This window comes from Flavobacterium branchiarum (assembly GCF_030409845.1).
GTDB lineage: Bacteria > Bacteroidota > Bacteroidia > Flavobacteriales > Flavobacteriaceae > Flavobacterium > Flavobacterium branchiarum.
Window position 1 is genome coordinate 2,287,361 of sequence record NZ_JAUFQQ010000005.1, and the last position, 22,755, is coordinate 2,310,115.

Sequence of the window (22,755 nt, forward strand, 5' to 3'; positions counted from 1 at the left end):
TTTAATGCAGTTTTATTATCTATTAAGTTTAGAATACAAATCTGATATTAAAACTTTTATTGTGAATTCAATTTCCATATATTTGCTATGAGCTAACGGAAACACGTTGAAAAGCAAAGCAATAAGCACCGTTACCAAATCGTTACCTGACTTCTTTGATTATCTCTATAAAAGCTTAGTATTCAACCGATACGGCGTTTTCCTGAAAACTTTAAAATAAAAAAAGGCGTTTATTATATTTCAGACCCCGCTTTTGGTTTAATAGAATATAGCCAAAAGGATTTTATTAAGTTCTGGATAGGTAACAATGCTGATGATTCAACGCAAGAAGGAATCGCTTTATTGTTAGAAGCTACACCTCGATTTTTTCAGTCAGATTTTGACAAAGAAGAAAAAAAAGGCTTAGGATTTGGATTGTTGTCGCAGTATGTTTTGCGATATAAATCATTTTTAATTCAGTTAAGTATAAGCTTACTAGCGAGTAGTTTGTTGCAACTTATTTTTCCTTTTCTTACTCAGAGTATTGTCGATGTTGGAATTCAAAATCAGAATATCCATTTTATTTATTTAATTCTCTTTGCACAATTGTTTCTTTTTGCGGGAAGGACAGGATTGGAGCTAATACGAAGTTGGATACTACTGCATTTGTCCACACGAATAAATATTTCCTTAATTTCAGATTTCTTCATCAAGTTAATGAATTTACCTATTTCATTTTTTGATGTGAGAATGACTGGTGATATTATGCAACGTATAAATGACCATCGCCGAATAGAACGAATTCTTACTACTTCATCATTAAATGTACTGTTCTCAGTTATGAATATGATTATCATGGGAGGAGTCTTAGCTTATTATAATGTTCAGATATTCTTGGTGTTTTTTGCTGGAAGCATATTTTATTTTGGTTGGATAACCTTGTTTTTAAAACGAAGAGAAGAACTTGATTACAAGCGATTTTCAGAAGTTAGCCAGGAGCAAAGTAAAGTGATGGAGCTTATAAACGGAATGCAGGAAATAAAATTGCATAATGCCGAAAAGCAAAAAAGATGGGGATGGGAGTATGTTCAGGCAAGATTGTTTCGGGTTTCTATAAAAGGATTGGTTTTAGAGCAAACACAAACAATTGGGTCGTCGGTAATTAATGAATTAAAGAATATTTTTATAATTTTCTTTTCGGCGAAATTAGTAATCGATGGGCAGATTACTCTTGGGATGATGCTGGCAATCAGTTCTATTGTTGGGAGTTTAAACGGGCCAATTACACAACTTATTGAATTTGTGCGTGAAGTACAAGATGCCAAAATATCGTTGGCAAGATTATCTGAAATTCATGATAAAGAAGATGAGGTGCAACAAGAAGAGCATCAAACGCAAGATATTCCTCAGGATAGTGATATAATTATCAAAGATCTTTCATATCGCTATTTAGGTTCTGATATTCCAGTTTTAGATGATTTGAATTTAATTATTCCAGCGCATAAAGTAACGGCAATTGTGGGAGTGAGTGGAAGTGGGAAAACTACTTTAATGAAGTTGTTACTGAAGTTCTATGAGCCAAACAGTGGAGAAATTAATATAGGAAATACGCAACTCAAGAATATTGCGCAAAAAGCATGGCGTGCTAATATTGGAGCTGTTATGCAAGAAGGATTTATTTTTAGTGACACAATTGCGAATAATATAGCTATAGGAGTTGATAAAATAGATAAAGAACGATTGGCATATGCTACAGACGTAGCGAATATAAAAGAGTATATATCGGGCTTGCCATTGGGATATAATACCAAAATAGGATCTGAGGGTGTTGGTATGAGTACAGGACAAAAACAGCGGTTATTAATTGCGAGAGCGGTATATAAGAACCCTGAAATGTTGTTTTTTGATGAAGCAACTTCTGCATTAGATGCGAATAATGAAAAATCAATTATGGGGAAATTAGATATTTTCTTTAAAGATAAAACTGTTGTTGTAATTGCACACAGATTAAGCACGGTTATGAATGCTGATCAGATTGTTGTTTTAGATAAAGGAAAGATTATTGAAATCGGAAGTCACTCAGCATTAGTAGAACAAAAAGGAAATTATTTTGAATTGGTTCGTAATCAATTGCAATTAGGAAATTAGAACATGGCAGAAGACAATACAAAAATTGAATTAAGAAGCGAAGAAGTACAAGATATCCTTACTCGAGTACCACATTGGATGATACGGTGGGGAACAGTTTTAATCTTTGCTATAATATGCATGTTATTTTTTGTTTCTTGGTTTCTTAAATATCCGGATGTAGTAAGTACAGAAATAAGTATAACTACCTCGATACCACCAGAAAAATTAGTAGCAAAAACGACAGGTAGAATCGAAGTAATTTTAGTAAAAGATAAAGCAAAAGTATCAAAAAATACACCGCTTGCAATTATTGAAAATGCAGCAAATTATAAAGATGTTTTTGTTTTAAAAAACACAGTAGATGGTTTTAATATAAACGACAGAAATAAAGAGTTTTCTTTTGCTTCATTAAACAATATGCAGTTTGGTGAGTTAGAAAGTGCTTATGGAGTATTTCAAAAGGATTATGCAGCTTGGAAACTAAATGAAAACTTGCAACCTTTTCAAGTTGAAAATAATGCCCAAAATTCAGAACATACTCAAATTAAAGAGCGATTGGCTATTTTGCAACAGCAAAAAAGTATCAATGAAAGTGAATTACAACTTCAAAAAAATGATGTCAATCGTTTTGAGGCTTTATATACAAAGGGAGTTATCTCAACGCAGGATTTAGAGAATAAAAAGTTAAATTATCTTCAAGCGGATAAGAATTATAAAGGATTGCTTTCGTCAATATCGCAGTTAAAATCCGCACTTATAGAAAACAATAGATCAAGTCAAGGTACGAGAATAAGTGGAACTAAAGAAGGAGTTAATTTAGAGCGAAACTTAATGCAGTCTTATTATCAGTTAAAGAAAGGAATTAAAGATTGGGAATTGGCTTATAGTTTAAGATCTTCAATTCCTGGTACTGTTACTTTTTTACAAGTATGGACAGAAAGTCAGACAATAACTTCTGGTGAAAATGTTTTTTCTATTATTCCTGATACCGAAAAAGGTTATATTGGTAAAGCCAAAGCAAAGGCTCAGAACTCAGGAAAAATTAAATTAGGACAACAGGTCAATATCCGATTATTTAATTTTCCAGACAGAGAGTTTGGTGTAATTAGAGGTAAGGTTGAGAATATTTCTCTTATTCCAGATAAAGATGGGAATTTATTGCTAGATATATCGCTTACCAAAGGATTGGAAACATCTTATAATAAGAAAATCCCTTTTCAGCAAGAAATGAAAGGTAGTGCCGAAATTGTAACCGAAGATCTTCGATTACTAGAAAGAATACTATATCAATTCAAAAGTCTTTTTAGGCAGAATTAAAATTTAGGTTTTGTTTAGAGAGGAAGTTCGCTTTCTCTCTTTTTATTTACATCTTTAAATAGAAGTCTTTAGTTAATTCGATATATTCAGGAGTGTAAATATGTCTTTCTATTTCTATAATTAATTCATCAATAAGAACAGTTGGGTTTTCAATGCGATTAAAGGCCAGTAAGCTGCGTTTTGTGTCGCTTGTAGCTGTTCCTTTTACTCGTGTAATTTTGAATGGGAATAACTCAAATTCTTTGGCTAGAGTAATGAATCTTTCTTCTTCTTTAAACGGGATAATTACCGAAAAAATACCGTTTTCTGAAAGTAATAAATCAGCGGCTTCAATTAAGTCTTCAAAAGGCATAGCATCTTGGAAGCGTGCTAAATCTCTCTGTTCATTATCTGTTTTGTAGTCTTCACTATAGAAAGGTGGGTTTGATACAATAATATCATATTCATCTTCTGGTTCCTCCATGAATTCGTCTAGTCCAGCATGATAGCAAAATAGTCTGTCATTCCAAGGAGCATTTTCAAAATTGTCTACTGCTTGTTCGTAAGCAGTTTCATCAATTTCTAAAGCGTCAATTTGTTCGGCAGTTGTTCTTTGCGCTAGCATTAAAGCGATAAGTCCAGTTCCGGCTCCAATGTCTAATATGCTAAAAGGATGATTTGTTATAGGAGTCCAAGCGCCTAATAACACACCATCAGTACCAACTTTCATTGCAGTTTTATCTTGTTGAATAGAAAATTGCTTGAAAGTAAATTTAGACATTGCTAAAGAATTAAAATTACTGGAGTAAGAATTGAAAAACTGCTACCGAGACTTTCTTTAAAGATACATTTCAACTAAGCCTACAGGTAAATTCATGATAACTTTTTTGTTGTCACGATCTATTTTTACCAAGAAATGATCAATCATTGGGATTAACATTTCTACTTCGCCATTAATAACTTCAAAAAGAGGTTGTGCAGTAGTGTCGTTTACAGAAGCTATTTTTCCGAAAATACCTAAACGTTGGTCTTCTATTTCAAATCCAATAACTTCATGGAAATAAAATTTGTTACCAGTAAGTTTTGGTAACATGCTAAGAGGTAGGTAGATTGCGTTACCCATAATGGCATCGGCATCTTCCTCAGTAGTCATATCTTCAAAACGAATTCTTAAGAAATCGTTTTTATGTAATGAGCTGGTTTCAATAAAAAAAGGAACCAAGTGTTTGTCGCATTCGACAAACACTGATTCCAAGTTTTCGTATAACTCAGGTTCGTCCGTGTCTAAATAAGCCAAGACTTCACCTTTGAAACTAAATTTTTTAGCGATTTTACCTAAATAAAAACATTCTTCTTTACGCATTCCCGCTAATTATAATTATGCTTCAGTTGTTTCGTTATTTTCTTCAGCAGCAGGAGCTTCTTCAGCAACTTCTTCTGCAGGTGTAGCAGCAGCTATAGCGTCAGCTTCAGCTTTTGCAGCAGCAGCTAAACGTTTTGCGTTTACATCTTGTTCAGCTTTGAAAGCTTTAGCTTTAGCATCAGCTTGCGCTTTTGTTAAACCGTCTTTCTTAGCATCAACTTTTCCAGTTTTAGCTTCTAACCAAGTAGCTAATTTTGCATCAGCTTGTTCTTGAGTTAAAGCACCTTTGCGAATACCACCTTCTAGGTGATGTTTCAACAAAGCTCCTTTGTAAGAAAGAATTGCTTTAGCAGTATCAGTTGGTTGTGCACCGTTGTTTAACCATTTAACTGCACTATCAAGGTTTAAGTCGATAGTTGCTGGGTTTGTGTTTGGATTGTAAGTACCGATTTTCTCTAAGTATTTACCATCTCTTTTTGCGCGTGCATCTGCAGCTACAACCCAGTAAAAAGGTTTTCCTTTTTTACCGTGTCTTTGTAATCTAATTTTTACTGACATAATCGTGTGATTAAATTTTGAGGTACTCGACCTCTATTAATTAAGGGTGCAAAGATATAATTTAAATTCTGAATTACAATTTCTTATTTGTGATTAAATATTTAAGGGGCTATTCTCCATTATTTTATGCTTCTTTTAAGAGCGAATTCTGATGATTTTGTTTTTTTAATTGTTAATTTTGCCAAAATTTTAATAGAATTATGAGAAAATGGTTCTTTTTGTTGTCTATACTAGTGTTGTTGGTGTCTTGTGATAAAGAAGAGGTGGTGGTTAATAACCCTGCTTTTCAATCTTTAAATAATGAAGTTTTTTGGAGAGCTACGAGTTTTAGTGCTAATATTGATAGCGCTGGTAAGCTTACAGTGATAGGTAAGTTGGGTAATGACAGCGTTGTTTTACAAACTGCTCTTGCAAAAGTTCAAAGTTACGCTTTGGGTATTGATAATATTTCGACAGCCACCTATACAAGTACATTATTAAAAAAAGAAGTTTTGTATAAAACAGGAAAGGAATTAGGGGGAGGTCAGATAATTATTACTCAGTTTAATAAAGAAACGAGTACTGTTTCTGGAACCTTTACATTTGTAGCACCAAATGAAGGCGATATCATGGCAGTTGAGAAATCGGTTCGTTTTAAAGAAGGTGTTTTTTATAAAGTGCCAGTTACATTATCTAATTCGACTGATTAGAAAATTTTAAATGATATAAAAAAAAGTATTTGTGAGTCTTCTTACTTTTTTTATTGATAATAAAAACATAAATAAGCTAATTTATAGTAGATTAGAAAAAAATAAGATTACATTTGTTGCATATTATAAAATAGTACATATGAATATTTTTGTTGGAAGCCTTCCATTCAGTATTGAGGAAGCAGATTTAAGAGAGTCTTTCGAGGCTTACGGAGCAGTTGATTCAGTTAAAATCATTACTGATAAATTTACTGGAAGAAGTAAAGGATTCGGTTTTGTTGAAATGACAAATGATGATGAGGCTCAAAAAGCGATTGACGAATTGAACGGAGCTACTGTTCAAGGACGTGCAATTGTTGTAAACAAATCTGAGCCAAAACCAGAAGGCGAAAGAAGAAGTTTTAATAACAACCGTGGTGGAGACAACCGTGGTGGTTATGGTGGAAACAACCGTGGTGGAGACAACCGTGGAGGTGGAAACAGAGGAGGATATTAATATTTTTTTCTAAGATATAAAAAAAGGTGTCAATTTATTGACACCTTTTTTGCGTTATAGAATTTTGTTTTAAGTCTTTATGTTTCAAGTTCCACGTTGTGAAACCTGAAACATAAAATAAACTTTATAGGTTTGCAACTAGCCAATCTCCAACTTCGCTGGTTTTGTACGCTTTGGTTCCTTTTGGGGCTAAATCTTCTGTAACAATTCCTTGTTCAAGTGATTTATTAACAACTGCTCTAATTGCTTCTGCTTCGTCTTTTAGTCCAAAAGCATCTTCAAACATCATGGCTGCAGATAATACAGTAGCCAATGGATTAGCAATATTTAATCCTGTTGCTTGTGGGTAAGAACCATGAATTGGCTCGTACAATGAAGTATGTTCACCAACAGATGCAGAGGGCATTAATCCCATTGAACCTGAAATTACAGATGCTTCATCAGTTAAGATATCTCCAAATAAGTTTTCTGTAATTAATACATCATATGAGTTTGGCCATTGTACTAATCGCATTGCAACAGCATCTACAAATTCATAAGAAACAGTAACCTCTGGATAATCTTTTTCCATTGCTTGTACCGTTTCTCTCCATAAACGAGATGTTTCTAATACGTTTGCTTTATCTACGCAACATAATTTTTTACTACGTGTCATTGCTAGTTCAAAGCCTTTTTTAGCCAAACGTTGTACTTCGGCTCTGGTGTAAACACAATTGTCAAAAGCAGTTTCACCACCATCCTTTCTTCCTTTTTCTCCAAAGTAAATTCCGCCAGTTAATTCTCTTAAGAAAACCAGGTCAGTTCCTTCAATTCTTTCTCTTTTTAAAGGCGAATTGTCTATTAATGAAGGGAAAGTAAATGTTGGTCGAACATTAGCAAATAACCCTAGTTTTTTACGCATCAGCAATAAACCTTGCTCAGGTCTAACGGGAGCACTTGGATCATTATCATATTTTGGGTGACCAATTGCTCCAAATAAAACAGCATCTGCTTTCATGCAGATTTCGTGAGTTTCATCTGGATAAGGAATTCCAACAGCGTCAATTGCGCAAGCACCTGTAAGTGCTGGTGTCCATGTTATTTCGTGATTGAATTTTTTTGCAATAGCATCAGATAATTTTACAGCTTCATTAATTACTTCAGGACCAATTCCGTCTCCTGCTAAAAGGGCTATGTTAAATTTCATTATTTATTTTTATTTTTTAAGGTTCAAAGGTTTAGGGTTCAAAGGCACAAAGGTGTTGGATTGAAAGCTTTTTAGTCTTTTTTTCTCTGGAACTTTGTGCCTTTGTCGCTATATTTAAGTAGTTACATTCAGCATTTTTTGAGTGGCAATAATAGCGGCAACTGTTTGATCAGAATCCAATCCTCTTGTTTTAAATTCTTTTCCGTTATTAATCCAAGTAATAATAGTTTCGCATAATGCATCAGAACTACTTCCTGGTGGGATTCGAACGGCATAATCAATTAGTTTTGGCAAAGTCAATTTTTTGCTTTTATAGATTTTCGTCAAGGCATTCATAAAGGCATCAAATTGGCCATCACCTTGTGCACTTTCTTCTATGAGTTCACCATCTAAATTTAGAGATAAAGTTGTTGATGGTCGCATTCCTTTAGAATGAACAAGCATATAAGAGTCAATGGTGATTTTATCCTGATAGGTGTGACTGTTTAAAACGTCAGAAATGATGTATGGTAAATCTTCTTTAGTAACAGTTTCTTTTTTGTCACCTAATTCAATAATACGTTGGGTAACCAATTTTAAATCTTGTTGATTTAGTTTTAATCCTAATTCCTGAAGATTTTTTTCGATATTAGCTTTTCCAGAAGTTTTTCCGAGTGCGTATTTACGTTTTCTTCCAAAGCGTTCTGGGAGTAAATCATTAAAATATAAATTGTTTTTATTGTCGCCATCAGCATGAATTCCTGCAGTTTGAGTAAATACATTGTCTCCTACAATAGGCTTGTTAGCAGGGATTCTATATCCAGTAAATGTTTCAACTAGTTTACTTACAGAATATAAAGAGGTTTCTTTGATATTGATGAAGTAGTCTGGCATAAAATCATTTATAACGGCAACTGTACTTTCAAGAGGAGCATTTCCGGCGCGTTCTCCCATTCCGTTTACCGTAACGTGAAGACCGCATATTCCTCCTTTTATGGCTTCCATTACGTTGGCAACGCTTAAATCGTAGTCATTGTGCGCATGAAAATCAAAATGAATATGAGGATATTTAGTTGTAATTTTTGAAATAAAATCAAAAGCTTCTGATGGAATCAATACGCCAAGTGTATCCGGAAGCAAGATTCTTTGTACAGGTTGTTGTGTTAGAAAATCTAAATACTGAAATACATATTCAGGAGAATTACGCATTCCGTTGCTCCAGTCTTCTAAGTAAACATTAGTTTCAATATTGTTTTCTTTTGCGAGTGCAATAGTTTCTGCGATCTCGGAAAAATGCTGTTCAGGTGTTTTTTTTAATTGATGCGTCAGGTGATTTAAAGAACCTTTAGTTAGTAAGTTCTGAACTTTAGCTCCTGATTTTTTCATCCATTCAATAGAAAGTCCGCCATCAACAAAAGTCAAAACTTCGATTCTGTTAGTGTATCCTTTTTCTTCTGCCCAAGACATAATGCCTTTTACGCCTTGAAATTCGCCTTCGCTCACACGTGCCGAAGCAATTTCTATTCGATCAATGTTTAATTCTTCTAACAGTAATTGTGCAATGGTTAATTTTTCTGCAGCAGAAAAAGACACTCCTGATGTTTGTTCGCCATCACGAAGTGTCGTATCCATTATTTCAATTTTTCTTTTTTTCATTATAAACTGGGTGCTAATACGGATTTCTTTGTTTGAAGTCGTATAAGTGGTTTGAAATAAAAATCATAAAAGCAGTTACTAAACCCAGCACTAAAGCGGAAGTCTATGTAACTGCTTTTTATTTGTAGTATTAATAAGGAAGTTTATCGGCAAAAGTCACGATATCTCCTTTAATGTTTTGCAAGTAATCAATGTCATCAAAGCCATTAATCATATTGTTTTTTTTGTATCCATTGATGTCAAAAGATTCTTTTTGTCCAGTAGTCAATAAAGTAATCGTTTGTTCAGGTAAGTTAATTTCTAATTCGGTTTTAGGGTCAGCTTCAATTGCTTTAAAGATAGTATCAGCAAATTCAGGGCTAACCTGTACTGGTAATACTCCAATGTTTAAGCAGTTTCCTTTAAAGATATCAGCAAAGAAACTAGAAACTACAGCGCGAAACCCATAATCGTAAACTGACCAAGCTGCGTGTTCTCTTGATGATCCTGAGCCAAAGTTTTTTCCTCCAACAAGAATTTTTCCTGAGTAAGTAGCATTGTTTAAAACGAAATCTGTTTTTGGAGAATCATCTCCGTTGTATCTCCAGTCTCTAAAAAGATTGTCTCCAAAACCTTCGCGTTTTGTAGCTTTTAAGAAACGTGCAGGAATGATTTGATCGGTATCTACGTTTTCAATTGGCAGTGGCACTGCACTGCTGGTAAGTATATTAAATTTATCGTATGCCATTATTTTAGATTTTTAGATTTTTTAGATTTTTAGCTTTTCTATTAAAAAGAAGTTGTCTTAAAATTTAAAAAATGTTTTGTTGTTGGATTAAAAAAGCTCTCTAGGATCTGTTAGTTTACCTGTAACGGCAGCAGCAGCAGCCATAATCGGGCTTGCCAAAAGCGTTCTTGATCCAGGGCCTTGGCGACCTTCAAAGTTTCTATTAGATGTACTTACTGCATATTTTCCAGCAGGAACTTTATCATCGTTCATTGCTAAACATGCTGAACAACCTGGCTGACGTAATACAAAACCAGCTTCGGTTAAAATATCTAAAAGACCTTCTTCTTTAATTTGTGCTTCAACAACATGAGAACCTGGAACTAACCAAGCGGTTACATTGTCAGCTTTTTTGCGTCCTTTTACAATTTCAGTAAAGGCTCTAAAGTCTTCAATTCGACCATTAGTACAACTTCCTAAGAAAACAAAGTCAATTGGTTTTCCAATCATTACGTCATTTTCATGAAAGCCCATATAGGCTAAAGATTTTTTATAAGTTTCCTCACCACCTTCAACTTGATTGGCATTCGGAATATTTTTAGAAATACCAATCCCCATTCCAGGATTAGTACCATAAGTAATCATTGGTTCAATGTCCGATGCTTTGATGTTTAGTTCTGCATCAAAAACAGCATCAGCATCCGTTTTTAGAGTTTTCCAGTATTCAACAGCTTTTGTCCAAGCTTCCCCTTTTGGTGCGTAAAGCCTTCCTTCAAGAAAATCAAAAGTTTTTTGGTCAGGAGCAATCATTCCTCCACGAGCACCCATTTCGATACTTAAATTACAAACAGTCATACGGCCTTCCATAGACATGTTTTCAAAAACATCTCCAGCATATTCTACAAAATAGCCTGTACCTCCTGAGGTAGTTAATTGAGCAATAATATAAAGAGCAACATCTTTCGGACCAACGCCTTTACTTAATTCGCCATTTACATTGATACGCATTTTCTTTGGCTTCGGTTGCATGATACATTGAGTAGATAAAACCATTTCAACCTCAGAAGTACCGATTCCGAAAGCAATAGCTCCGAAGGCACCGTGAGTAGAAGTGTGAGAATCTCCACAAACAATAGTTGCGCCTGGTAGTGTAATTCCGTTTTCAGGACCTACAACGTGAACAATTCCGTTTTTTTGGTGACCTAGTCCCCAGTGAGAAATTCCATATTCAGCTGCATTATCTTCAAGTGCTTTTAACTGATTGGCAGATAAAGCATCTTGTACAGGTAGATGTTGATTTATAGTTGGCGTGTTATGATCGGCAGTTGCAAAAGTGCGTTCTGGGTATAAAACCGAGATGCCTCTGGATTTTAATCCTAAAAAAGCAACAGGACTTGTAACTTCATGAATGAAATGACGGTCAATGAAAAACACATCTGGTCCATCTTCAATTTTGCGCACTACGTGCGAATCCCATACTTTGTCGAATAATGTAGTACTCATTTTTAACTATTTTTTAATTGTAATTTCCATGTAATTATAAGAGGATAACAAAATTAGAAAAAGAAACAAGTGCAAAAATTGGCATATTTGATTATATACGATACCCAAACCGTTTTACTCATTGCTAGCCAATTAGTTTTGTTGTTTTTTGGTTTTGTACTGGTGTTTTATACTCTTGTTTTGTTTACTTTTTTAATCGAAAAATTTCTAATAGTTTTTGATATTTATAAATTAGTGATTTTAGTCTATTTTGTTGGTTTTAAGGTGTTTTGTGGATTAATGACAAGATGGAATTGTAATAATTATAAGTTTATTTTTCGTTTTCAACTACTGATAAGTTGTCTTTTTAGAATGAATAAACGGAGGTTTTTATGGGTGTATTTCTTGTTCAAATACTACGGCATCCAAAAGAAAAAAAATCTTTTTTTTAGAATGAAAATTGAAGATAATGTTGTTGTAAAATACAAAATGACTGGTTATGACAACTACCTGACATTTGCTTTATGAATAAGCTCTTAATTTTGAAGTTTCTAATAATAAAATAAAAATTATGAATTTGAATCAGATCGCTTACAGAATTGGTGTTTTTGGAACTGTTATTATTTTACTTTGGGTGGGGCTTTTTAAGTTTACTGCTGTGGAGGCAGATGCAATAAAAGGCCTAGTCGAAAATCATTTTGCTATGGGTTGGATGTATAAAGTAATGTCCGTTCAGCAGGTTTCGAATATAATAGGAGTTTTTGAGGTTGTTACAGGAATAGGATTGGCGTTGTCATTTTTTAATAAAAAGATTGCGATGTATTCGGCTTTGGCATCAATGGTTATTTTTGTTACCACATTAAGTTTTTTATTTACGACTCCAGGAGTTTTTAAGTTAGTCGATAATTTTCCTGTTACCGATTTCTTTATTCTTAAGGATATTCCATATTTGGCTATTTCCTTACTAGTTTATGTTAAAAGTAAAGAATAAAAAATCTTCTGGAATAAGATGTAATATCCGTTTTTCTTTCTCTAAAAAAAGACTAAATTTGAAGTTCAATTTTTGTAATTTTATAAAATTGCAATCACTTCATTTACAATTATGTACTTAATATTCGATACTGAAACTACTGGACTTCCTAAGCGATGGGATGCGCCTATTACTGATTCTAATAACTGGCCTCGCTGTATACAAATCGCATGGCAGTTGCATGACGAGATGGGAACGCTTATTGAACATCAGGATTATTTGGTTAAACCAGACGGATTTAATATTCCGTATGATGCAGAACGTATTCACGGGATTTCGACAGAATTGGCTGAAGCCGATGGAATTTCATTGCAAGAAGTTTTAGAGAAATTTAATATTGCTTTAAGCAAAACTAAATTTATTGTAGGTCAAAATTTAGGTTTTGATGTTAATATTATGGGGGCCGAATTTCACCGAATGAGTGTTGATTCGCCTATGAGTACCATGCCGGTTCTTGATACTTGTACGGAAGTGACTGCTTCATTATTACAATTACCAGGAGGTCGTGGAGGAAGATTTAAATTACCTACGTTAACCGAATTACATAGTTATCTTTTTAATAAACCATTCTCAGAAGCGCACAACGCAACTGCCGATGTTGAAGCAACGACACGTTGTTTTCTAGAGTTGATAAGAAGAGAGGTTTTTACTAAAGAAGAATTAGATGTTCAGAAGGATTATTTTGGAGAATTTCAAAATAAAAACCCGCAAGAGATCAAGCTTATTGGTCTAAAACATATTAATTTAAAAGCGGCTTCTGATAAAATCAGAGAGCAATTAAGAGCTTTAGAATCTGATGATAAACAAGAAACGGTTTCAGAATTAGATATTGAAGGTTTTAAAGCAGCAAAATATTCGCATTTACATAATCATACTCAGTTTTCTGTTCTCCAATCGACTATTGGAATTGGTAATATTGTTTCGGCTACAGCTAAAAATGGTATGCCAGCCGTTGCGATGACCGATACAGGAAATATGATGGGGGCTTTTCACTTTGTGAGTGCTGTTATGAATCATAATAAAGCAGCTTCTGGTAAAAATAAAGCTTTAGTTGAAAGTGGTGAAGAACCAACAGAAACAGAAATAAAACCAATTGTGGGTTGCGAATTTAATGTTTGTGATAATCACTTGGATAAAAGTAAAAAAGACAATGGTAATCAAGTTGTCTTGTTAGCTAAAAATAAAAAAGGCTACCATAATTTGGCGAAAATGTCGTCGATAGCTTTTACGGATGGATTTTATTATGTTCCAAGAATTGACCGAAAAATTGTAGAGCAATACAAGGAAGATATCATGGTTTTGTCTGGGAATTTATACGGAGAGATTCCAAGTAAAATTCTGAATATTGGAGAACATCAAGCAGAAGAAGCTCTGATTTGGTGGAAAGAACAGTTTGGTGATGATTTCTATCTTGAAGTCATGCGTCATAATCAAGAAGATGAAAATCGTGTAAACAAAACGTTGATTGAGTTTGCTCGAAAACATAATGTCAAGTTAATAGGTACTAATAACACCTATTATTTAAATAAAGAAGATGCCAATGCGCACGATATTTTGTTGTGTGTAAAGGATGGTGAAAAACAAGCTACGCCAATTGGTCGTGGTCGTGGGTATCGCTACGGATTACCAAATCAAGAGTATTATTACAAGTCGCAAGATGAGATGAAAAAGCTTTTTTCGGACTTGCCTGATGCGATTATTAATATTCAAGAAATTGTTGATAAGGTTGAGATTTACTCACTTTACCGTGATGTATTACTTCCTAAGTTTGATATTCCTGAAGAGTTTTTGGTGGTAGAAGATGAGGCTGATGGTGGCGTTCGTGGAGAAAATAAATACTTGCGACACCTAACCATGACAGGGGCAAAAAGGCGATATGGTGAAATTACAGAATCCATTCAAGAACGTTTAGATTTTGAGTTGTTAACGATTTCGAATTCTGGATATCCGGGTTACTTTTTGATTTGTCAGGATTTCATCGCCGAAGCTAGAAATATGGATGTTTCGGTAGGGCCAGGTCGTGGATCTGCAGCGGGTTCAGCAGTAGCATATTGTTTAGGGATTACCAATATTGACCCGATTAAGTACGATTTGCTTTTTGAGCGTTTCCTTAATCCTGATCGTGTATCCATGCCCGATATTGATATCGATTTTGATGATGAAGGTCGTGGTCGAGTAATGGAATATGTAATTAATAAATATGGTAAAAATCAGGTTGCACAAATTATCACTTATGGTAAAATGGCGACTAAGTCGGCGATTCGTGATACGGCTCGTGTACTAGATTTACCGTTGTTTGAAGCTGATAGAATTGCTAAACTGATTCCGGGAATGATGCCGTCAAAATGGAATTTGGCGCGTTTTATTTCAGAAAGCGAAGAAGATGTTAAGAAAGCGCTTCGTTCGGATGAGTTCGATAATATAAAAGAATTAATTGCGATTGCCAATGAAGATGATTTGGCAGGAGAAACAATTCAACAAGCAAAAATCCTTGAAGGATCAATGCGAAATACCGGAATTCACGCCTGTGGGGTAATCATTACGCCATCGGATATTACGAATTTCGTTCCAGTTACAACGGCAAAAGATTCTGATTTATATGTAACACAGTTTGATAACTCGGTTGCAGAAAGTGCAGGATTACTTAAAATGGACTTCTTGGGTCTGAAGACCCTTACGTTGATAAAAGATACCGTAAAGCTGGTAAAATATAGAAATGGAGTTGATTTAAATCCTGATGAATTCCCGATTGACGATGAAGAAACGTATGCGCTTTTCCAAAGGGGAGAAACGGTTGGTATTTTTCAATATGAATCACCCGGAATGCAAAAATACATGAAGGATCTGAAGCCAACAGTTTTTGGAGATTTAATTGCGATGAATGCATTATATCGTCCAGGACCTTTGGAGTATATTCCGTCTTTCGTTAGAAGAAAAAACGGAGAAGAGGAAATCAAATACGATTTAGATGCTTGTGAGGAATACCTAGGAGAAACTTACGGGATTACAGTTTACCAAGAACAAGTAATGCTTTTGTCGCAATCGTTAGCTGGTTTTACCAAAGGTGAGGCCGACGTTTTACGTAAAGCGATGGGTAAGAAACAAAAGGAAGTACTTGATAAAATGAAACCTAAGTTTGTGGAGCAAGCTGCCGCAAAAGGGCATGATGCGAAAGTATTAGAGAAAATTTGGAAAGACTGGGAAGCTTTTGCGAGTTATGCCTTTAATAAATCGCACTCCACTTGTTATGCTTGGATTGCGTATCAGACTGCTTATTTAAAAGCGCATTATCCTGCGGAATATATGGCGGCGGTTCTTTCTAATAATATGAATGATATTAAACAAGTGTCATTTTTTATGGAGGAATGTAAACGAATGGGATTACAGGTATTAGGCCCAGATGTAAACGAGTCGTTTTATAAGTTTACTGTAAATGACGAGTATGCAGTTCGTTTTGGAATGGGAGCCATTAAAGGAGTTGGTTCTGGAGCTGTGGCAACAATTGTTGAGAAAAGAAAAGACGGAAGATATAAATCGATTTTTGATTTGGCTAAGCGAATTGATTTACGTGCCGCTAATAAAAAAGCAATCGAAAATTTAGCACTTGCTGGTGGGTTTGATTCTTTTGAAGGAACTACAAGAGCGCAGTATTTTCATGATGATGGAGACGGAATTACATTTTACGAAAAAGCAATGCGTTACGGATCGAAATTTCAGGAAAATGAAAATTCGTCTCAGGTGAGTTTGTTTGGTGAAGCGAGTGAAGTGCAAATTGCTGAACCTGTTGTTCCTCCTTGTGAAGATTGGAGTACAATGGAAAAATTGGCAAAAGAGAAAGAAGTTGTAGGGATTTATATTTCAGGGCACCCGCTCGATGATTTTAGATTCGAGATGAAATATTTCTGTAATGCCCGTTTAGAAGCGCTGAAAAGCATGAATGAATATGTGGGTAAAAATTTAAACTTTGCAGGAATTATAAATAACGTGCAACATCGTGTAGCAAAGAATGGAAAAGGTTGGGCTGTCTTTAATTTAGAAGGCTATGATGAAAGTTATGAGTTCAAGATTTTTGGTGAAGAATACTTAAAGTTCCGCCATTTCTTGATTCAGAATAATTTTGCCTTCTTGAAAATATTAATTAAAGATGGATGGGTGAATCATGATACAGGTAAAAAATCCGACCCCAGATTACAGTTTGTAGAAATTAGGCAATTGCAAGACATTTTAGAAGCTTTTGCTAAAAAACTGATTTTGTTGTTGAATATAAAAGATTTACAAGAAGAATTTATTCATAAGTTAAGTCATTTGTTTAGCGAAAATAAAGGAGATAATACGGTGACTTTTGAAATCATGGAATTGGAAAAAATCAAACGTTTAGTCCAAGTTGAAACTACAACGGAGTTTGAGGAAGCCGAAGATGCAGTTTTTGTAGATGAGGGTGAAGATCAAGATGCCGATGATGTTATGAGTACAAAGGCAACTGAAGTTACTGAGGTAGAGGAGGTAAACGTGGTTACGAAGTTGACAATGCCAAGTAGAAGGTTGAAGATTAAAATAAGTACAGAGTTATTGCAGGAATTAGAGAAAATGCAGATAAACTTTAAGTTAAATTAGATGTAAAAAGTTAAAATTTTAAATAATGCGTTTTTTTAACGGTAAAATTATGCGTGCATAGTAATTTTTTAGTATTATTGCTTTCAATTACAACGATTGCGCTCTCATTGCCCCAGAGCAAAAGAGAACATTCTGTTAAATTATTTTATACTAAATATATTATTTAAGAAAAAAATTATGAAAAAGAATCTTTTTTTATTAAGGGCTATTAAATGAATTGTACTCAAATACATAATATAAAAAAGGTCGAAAACATCAATAAAATCAGTACTTTACAACTAAAAAGGGAGAAAGGTCGAAAAATATAAAATGTACATTATTGTACTATTAACTACCGCTTTACTACCATTGAAACAGCTATTAATTACCATATAAAGTACTAACTACTACTAAGAGATACAAATATACATAAAACCACTGTTTATAAGTCTTAAATGGCTTATTTTAGAACAAAGCTTGCCTATACTGGCAGGCTTTTTTTATACCTAAACCTAAAATACACCAAAAACATCTATTTAGGTAAAAAACACATTACATAGACAAATAGGTGGACAAATAGGTGGACAAAAAAGTGGTAAAATAATGCTCGAATTAATATTGAAACTACACAAATAAACGATTTAGTATTAAAAAACACTTTGAGTTAAGGGGTGTAAATACATAAGAATAGTACTTATTGCATTTGTAAATAACTGATTATAAGGGTTTTTAGTTGTTTTTATTGGATTTGCTAGTATGTATGACGGTACTACTTTGGTTTCTCTTCACGTTTCCTAGTACTTGATAGAGTCTTGTGACGTCATCAATATGCACATCGAAGGGCTCATGAATTAAACGCCCGGTGCTCTCGTATTTTTCTTCATTAACCGAGCACGCTAACCAGTTTTGCGGGAGATCACTTTTTTGAAGTCGTTTAATAACCCTGTACTCAGATGTTTCTATTAGATAGTCCTGACCATAAACAACTAAACGTTTATTTTGAACCTCTCGTAAAGCTGCAATACTACCAGACTTATATTCTGGATACATACTATCTCCATGAACACGCATAGCTGCAGTAGCATCGCGAAACCAATCTCCTGCATCAATCATTTCAACAGGTTCTCGCGTTGGATCTAATACTGCGGTTTCATAATTCCCTGCTGTTACTACACCGTCATACAAAGGAATGAGTTTTTTTTGTTCACGATCGTAAGTTGATTGGAATTCGTTTAGAGTGTCTTTTTTATCTTTTATCATTGGTTCTTTGCCAATTAGAAGCCAATCAGGGGAAAGATCACTATTCAGAGACAAAATTTTAGCAATTAATTCACCACCTACCTCACTTTTTAAGCTGGAACTTCTGAAATTCGATGCGGCAACGCCTAAGGTTTCAAAATATTTTAACTTCTCAAAGCCTTTAAATTCAATATATTTAATGATTCTTTGCTTAATTGGTGCTGAAATTTTGTCCATATATTTGTTTATGATGAAATTTTGTCTTTATATTTGTACAGCAATTTGAAACAAATAAGACCATGGACAAAAATAAACAAAAAAAGGAGTACGCAAGTTACAACCCCCTAATTATCCAAAAATTAAAAACAAAATACGGTATGACTACTCAGTTTATTAATGCATCTCTTCGAGGTGACCGCACTAGTGATAGTTCTTTAAAAATCTGTGAAGATTATAAACTGATGACCAAAGCCATTAACAAAGCAATAAATGAACTTTAATACTATTTAAACACCGTTTAAATTATGTACGAATATCACAATAATATACTCTCAATTCCTGCCAAACTTCTTTATGAAGACTGGGGATTGGTTACTTACAATAATTATCTACAATTATGCACCCGCGGAAAATTAGTACGCACCAAAGAAGGGCGTGGACCAGGTAATGAGCCGTTCGTAAGTTTTCATGATTTACCAGTACATAAAGGTGTAGATTTTAAGAAGCTATGTATAGAAGGATTGGGAGATCCTAAAGAGGTTGTTGTTCGCAATAAATTAGAAAACTACATTATTCCAGATGTAAAAGCAATAAGGTTTTTTGCAGAACATCGCAAACCCTGTGGCAAATCAATTTCACTTGAAGATCAGAGAGTAAAAGCAACGAACGCGATAGTTTTAAATGCCATTCGAATAGTTCTTAATGATCGTTTAGCGAAATCTAAAACATTTGGCAGAAAGCCTACTGAGATTTGGAAAAATATTAGCGAAGCAGTAAATGCGATCAATCCAAAAAAATGGAGTTTTTCATTACCAGGGAATCCTAGAAGATTAAAAGCTAAATACGATGAGTATTTAAAAAATGGTTACGAAGTTTTTCTTCATAAAGGAGAAGGTCAAAAGAATGCACAGATTATAAAAGACGACATAGCAGATTTTATTCTGGCTAAATATTGCCTTCCAATAAAAATGTCTATTCCTGAAGTATTACAGGCATATGACATTGAAGCAGAAAAAAGAAACTGGAAAAGTTTGACCGATTCAGCGATATACAATTGGCTCTATCAACCAGAACAGGAACGTATTTGGACATTAGCTCGTCACGGATTAAGTGCTTACAACAAAAAATACAAACACACTATTACAAGAGATAGAAGTGATTGGTTCCCGAATGCATATTGGGCGATTGATGGTACAAAACTTGACTGGATACACTATTGGGATGATTCAAGCAATAAAATGGGTGCAAAACTCAAAATAGACGTAATGTTTGATGTGTACTCTGAAAAAATAATTGGTTGGGATATTTCCTTTACAGAAAGTCATATTGAGCACTTTAAAGCTATTAAAATGGCAGTAAATGAAGCACAATGTCGTCCTTATTATCTGACCTATGATCATCAAGGAGGGCATAAAATGGATAGAATGCAGGATTTGTACGACTCACTGATGGCTATAGATGGTCACGGAACACATCATCCGAATAAAGCTCGAAATCACTCCAATCCGTCTGAACAGTTGTTTCAACGATTCCAACAACAGGTTATTACTAAGTTTTGGTTCTCAGACGGTCAAGGAATAACAGTAAGACGTGATGATAACAAAATGAATACTGATTTTATACTCGAAAATAAAGACCATTTAAAAACTGTTGAAGAATTGCAAAAAGCTTGGTTAGCGGCAGTAAATATTTGGAACGCAAAAAAACATCCACATTTTGAAATGAGTCGTAACGAGGTTTATCAGCACGAAATGCCCATGAAAGAACCATTGACACTATGGGATATAATGGATAAAATGTGGATTGAAGAAACTAAAAAATTAGTAACCTACAAAGGTTCTGGAATCTATATAAATATTGCAGGAGAATATTATGAGTTTGAAGTCTACAATAAAAAAGGAGAAGTCGATAGTGATTTTAGATATAAAAACATCGGTAAGAAATTCAAAGTACGTTATGATCCCGATTTCTTGGACGGTTATGTTCAACTCTACTCTAAGGATGAAAAAGATAATTATGTATGGATAGCCAATGCAGAGCCAAAAAGAAATCATCAAAATATACCAGCCTTGATGAAAGAAGGTGACAAAGAAAGATGGTTTGCTGATATGCAAGTGCGTAAAATTGAATTAGAGTACACGCAAAAACAGCTAAAAGATCTCGAAGAGCGTACAGGTATCAACAGACAAAGCATGATAGAAGACACCGATTTACTTATTAAAATGGGGGGAAACATGACGAAAGTAGAGCAATTAATAACCGAAGCAGTAGATAACGAATACGATTTTTAACCTAACAGACACTAATAATGACAATAGAACAAAAAAAACAAATAGTAAAAGAAATAAAACATTTATGCACTTTAACCTCTCAAAACAAAGTAGCTACTAAAGCAGGTGTATCATCGGCAACTATTAGCCAAATGATAAATGAGAATTGGGCTTTAATTAAAGATGAGATGTGGCGCAAAGTAAAAGTGAAGCTTCGCATTGAGTTAGATTGGAAAACGGCTCAAACTACCAATTTACAATACATATATCGCCATGCTGAAAAAGCAAAAGAAAAATCAATCAGCTTCGGGATATCTTTCGACGCAGGAGCTGGAAAAAGTCAAACATATAAGTTAATAGCCAGCACTTTGCCTAATGTAATTTATATCGAATGTAAAACTTTTTGGAAATCAAAAAGCTACGCAAAAGCACTAGTTACAGCCTGTGGGCTGGATGATTTTGGCACAACCGAAGATTTAGTAGAACGCTTTATAGATCATTTAAGCGGTTTAGATAAACCACTAGTTATAATTGATCAAATGGATAAGTTAAAGGATGGTTCTATGGATTTCTTTATAGACTTCTACAATGACTTAGTTGGTCATTGCGGTTTTTTACTCTCGGGAGTTCCTGCACTTGAAAAAAGAATAAAGCGAGGTGTAAAAGCAGATCGTTCAGGTTACTTTGAGTTGTGGTCCAGAATAGGCAGAAAGTTCTTGAAATTAAAACCGCTCACACTATCAGATGTAACAGCTATATGTGTAGAAAATGGATTAACTGATATTGATAGAATTGAAACAATATTTTGCAATTGTGAAGGTGATTTAAGACGTGTCAAGCAAGATGTAGAGAGTTATTTTCTTAATCATAAAAATGCGGCTTAATAATGATAAAAGTACCCAGAGCCTACAGCTATGAAGATATTGAAAGAATCAAATTTAAAACCATAAAAATAGATGAACAATGGAAAGAACATCTGGGAGAACCACAATTAGGAAATAGTCATTGGCTTGTTTATGGTGATTCCGGACAAGGAAAAACATCTTATGTGTTACAAGTCGTGAAGCAAATATGCATGAATTCTCAAAAAGCACATTACAATACATTGGAAGAAGGAATGAAAAAAGGATTTCAAATGGCTCTTAAACGAAACAATATGAAAGGTGTTCCTGGATTCAATTACCATAAAGAAAATGTAACACAGTTGACAGCACGGTTAAGCCGTCAACGTCAATCGAAAATTGTTGTGATAGATTCAGTTCAATACTTTTTCAGAAAGATGAGATCGGAACATTATTTCGAATTTGTAAGCAAGTTTCAGGATACAACATTTATTTGGATCAGTGGGGCAGATGGAGAAAAACCAAAAGGACAAATCGCCAATGACATTTATTTTGATGCGGATATAGTTGTTAAGGTAAAAAATTACCAAGCTGTAGTAGAAAAAAACAGATTTGAAGCGTACGAACCAAGAATAATTTGGCAACAAGGATATAACGAAAAGCATTTAAAACTATTAGAACAAGGATAACCATGAAAACAGTAATAAAAAAATTAAACATCACACAGGATCAATACGAAAGTATGATTTGGAATTTTTACAATAACTGGTGTGAAAGCGTTAGCATAACAACTCTTGAATATCAACAAGTTTTAGCCAACAGTTCTATTAATTCATGGTTTAGAATGGAATTGACAAAATGTGAAATTGAGTTTCACAAGTTAACAGATCGTTACACACAGACAAGTGTAACTGCTAGAGATTTAGAAAAGTGTTATCATGATTGTTTGATGTATTTATTCAATTATAGACCTATGTCTTTACTATCTCAAATTAAACGAAGCAAAACACCTCAAGGTGTAAAAGTCTTTTCAACCAATTAA

General features: G+C 34.2%; 19 protein-coding genes. 11 read left to right on the forward strand and 8 right to left on the reverse strand.

Annotated features, from left to right (window positions below; genetic code table 11):
• Positions 1 to 180 precede the first annotated feature (180 nt).
• Together QWY99_RS21910 and QWY99_RS21915 are read left to right on the forward strand one after the other, a co-directional pair.
• Complete coding sequence (locus tag QWY99_RS21910; RefSeq protein ID WP_290268279.1) at positions 181 to 2,127, forward strand: peptidase domain-containing ABC transporter; 1,947 nt, start codon at positions 181 to 183, stop codon at positions 2,125 to 2,127.
• A gap of 3 nt (positions 2,128 to 2,130) precedes the next feature.
• Positions 2,131 to 3,426 carry an HlyD family secretion protein gene (locus QWY99_RS21915; protein ID WP_290268152.1) on the forward strand — a complete coding sequence of 432 codons (1,296 nt, stop codon included), beginning with the start codon at positions 2,131 to 2,133 and terminating at the stop codon, positions 3,424 to 3,426.
• A 46-nt stretch (positions 3,427 to 3,472) separates the two neighbouring features.
• On the opposite strand, the gene QWY99_RS21920 is transcribed toward QWY99_RS21915, so the two are convergent.
• From QWY99_RS21920 to QWY99_RS21930, 3 genes are read right to left on the reverse strand one after another with little or no spacing between them, the layout of a single operon-like run.
• Positions 3,473 to 4,186, reverse strand: a complete 714-nt coding sequence (locus QWY99_RS21920) for a tRNA1(Val) (adenine(37)-N6)-methyltransferase (RefSeq protein ID WP_290268154.1) — start codon at positions 4,184 to 4,186, stop codon at positions 3,473 to 3,475.
• A 57-nt stretch (positions 4,187 to 4,243) separates the two neighbouring features.
• Complete coding sequence (rimM, locus tag QWY99_RS21925; RefSeq protein ID WP_290268157.1) at positions 4,244 to 4,768, reverse strand: ribosome maturation factor RimM; 525 nt, start codon at positions 4,766 to 4,768, stop codon at positions 4,244 to 4,246.
• Between the two features lie 15 nt (positions 4,769 to 4,783).
• The gene (locus QWY99_RS21930) at positions 4,784 to 5,326 is read right to left on the reverse strand and encodes a 30S ribosomal protein S16 (RefSeq protein WP_290268159.1); all 543 of its coding nucleotides are present in this window, start codon (positions 5,324 to 5,326) and stop codon (positions 4,784 to 4,786) included.
• A 200-nt stretch (positions 5,327 to 5,526) separates the two neighbouring features.
• Between QWY99_RS21930 and QWY99_RS21935 the strand changes: the two genes are divergently transcribed.
• Positions 5,527 to 6,015 (forward strand): DUF6252 domain-containing protein, encoded by a 489-nt coding sequence (locus QWY99_RS21935; protein ID WP_290268161.1) that lies wholly within the window; start codon positions 5,527 to 5,529, stop codon positions 6,013 to 6,015.
• Positions 6,016 to 6,154: 139 nt separating this feature from the next.
• Complete coding sequence (gene rbp / locus QWY99_RS21940) at positions 6,155 to 6,511, forward strand: RNA-binding regulator (protein WP_229988829.1); 357 nt, start codon at positions 6,155 to 6,157, stop codon at positions 6,509 to 6,511.
• Between the two features lie 124 nt (positions 6,512 to 6,635).
• On the opposite strand, the gene leuB is transcribed toward rbp, so the two are convergent.
• The 4 genes from leuB to leuC form a co-directional block, all read right to left on the reverse strand.
• Positions 6,636 to 7,697 carry a 3-isopropylmalate dehydrogenase gene (gene leuB, locus QWY99_RS21945; RefSeq protein WP_290268166.1) on the reverse strand — a complete coding sequence of 354 codons (1,062 nt, stop codon included), beginning with the start codon at positions 7,695 to 7,697 and terminating at the stop codon, positions 6,636 to 6,638.
• Between the two features lie 114 nt (positions 7,698 to 7,811).
• Positions 7,812 to 9,332 (reverse strand): hydroxymethylglutaryl-CoA lyase-like TIM-barrel protein, encoded by a 1,521-nt coding sequence (locus QWY99_RS21950; protein ID WP_290268168.1) that lies wholly within the window; start codon positions 9,330 to 9,332, stop codon positions 7,812 to 7,814.
• A gap of 130 nt (positions 9,333 to 9,462) precedes the next feature.
• A complete protein-coding gene (gene leuD, locus QWY99_RS21955; protein WP_290268170.1) occupies positions 9,463 to 10,059 on the reverse strand; it encodes a 3-isopropylmalate dehydratase small subunit in 597 nt (198 codons plus the stop codon).
• Between the two features lie 87 nt (positions 10,060 to 10,146).
• Positions 10,147 to 11,541 (reverse strand): 3-isopropylmalate dehydratase large subunit, encoded by a 1,395-nt coding sequence (gene leuC / locus QWY99_RS21960; RefSeq protein WP_290268172.1) that lies wholly within the window; start codon positions 11,539 to 11,541, stop codon positions 10,147 to 10,149.
• Positions 11,542 to 12,091: 550 nt separating this feature from the next.
• Here leuC and QWY99_RS21965 point away from each other — a divergent pair.
• Both QWY99_RS21965 and dnaE read left to right on the forward strand, forming a co-directional pair.
• Positions 12,092 to 12,511: a DUF417 family protein gene (locus tag QWY99_RS21965; RefSeq protein ID WP_290268174.1), complete on the forward strand. Its 420-nt coding sequence runs from the start codon at positions 12,092 to 12,094 to the stop codon at positions 12,509 to 12,511.
• Positions 12,512 to 12,622: 111 nt separating this feature from the next.
• The gene (dnaE, locus tag QWY99_RS21970) at positions 12,623 to 17,164 is read left to right on the forward strand and encodes a DNA polymerase III subunit alpha (protein WP_290268176.1); all 4,542 of its coding nucleotides are present in this window, start codon (positions 12,623 to 12,625) and stop codon (positions 17,162 to 17,164) included.
• A 708-nt stretch (positions 17,165 to 17,872) separates the two neighbouring features.
• Here dnaE and QWY99_RS21975 read toward each other — a convergent pair.
• A complete protein-coding gene (locus QWY99_RS21975) occupies positions 17,873 to 18,619 on the reverse strand; it encodes a S24 family peptidase (protein ID WP_290268180.1) in 747 nt (248 codons plus the stop codon).
• Between the two features lie 62 nt (positions 18,620 to 18,681).
• Here QWY99_RS21975 and QWY99_RS21980 point away from each other — a divergent pair, with 62 nt between their 5' ends.
• The 5 genes from QWY99_RS21980 to QWY99_RS22000 are packed head-to-tail and all read left to right on the forward strand — an operon-like array spanning position 18,682 to position 22,755.
• Entirely contained in the window at positions 18,682 to 18,882 is a 201-nt protein-coding gene (locus QWY99_RS21980) for a hypothetical protein (RefSeq protein ID WP_290268182.1), read from the forward strand.
• A gap of 24 nt (positions 18,883 to 18,906) precedes the next feature.
• Complete coding sequence (locus QWY99_RS21985) at positions 18,907 to 20,892, forward strand: hypothetical protein (protein WP_290268184.1); 1,986 nt, start codon at positions 18,907 to 18,909, stop codon at positions 20,890 to 20,892.
• Positions 20,893 to 20,909: 17 nt separating this feature from the next.
• Positions 20,910 to 21,755 carry an AAA family ATPase gene (locus QWY99_RS21990; protein ID WP_290268186.1) on the forward strand — a complete coding sequence of 282 codons (846 nt, stop codon included), beginning with the start codon at positions 20,910 to 20,912 and terminating at the stop codon, positions 21,753 to 21,755.
• 2 nt (positions 21,756 to 21,757) lie between these two features.
• Positions 21,758 to 22,402, forward strand: coding sequence for a P-loop NTPase family protein (locus QWY99_RS21995; protein WP_290268187.1), 645 nt, complete (start codon positions 21,758 to 21,760; stop codon positions 22,400 to 22,402).
• A 2-nt stretch (positions 22,403 to 22,404) separates the two neighbouring features.
• On the forward strand, positions 22,405 to 22,755 hold the full coding sequence (locus QWY99_RS22000) for a hypothetical protein (RefSeq protein ID WP_290268189.1): 351 nt from the start codon (positions 22,405 to 22,407) through the stop codon (positions 22,753 to 22,755).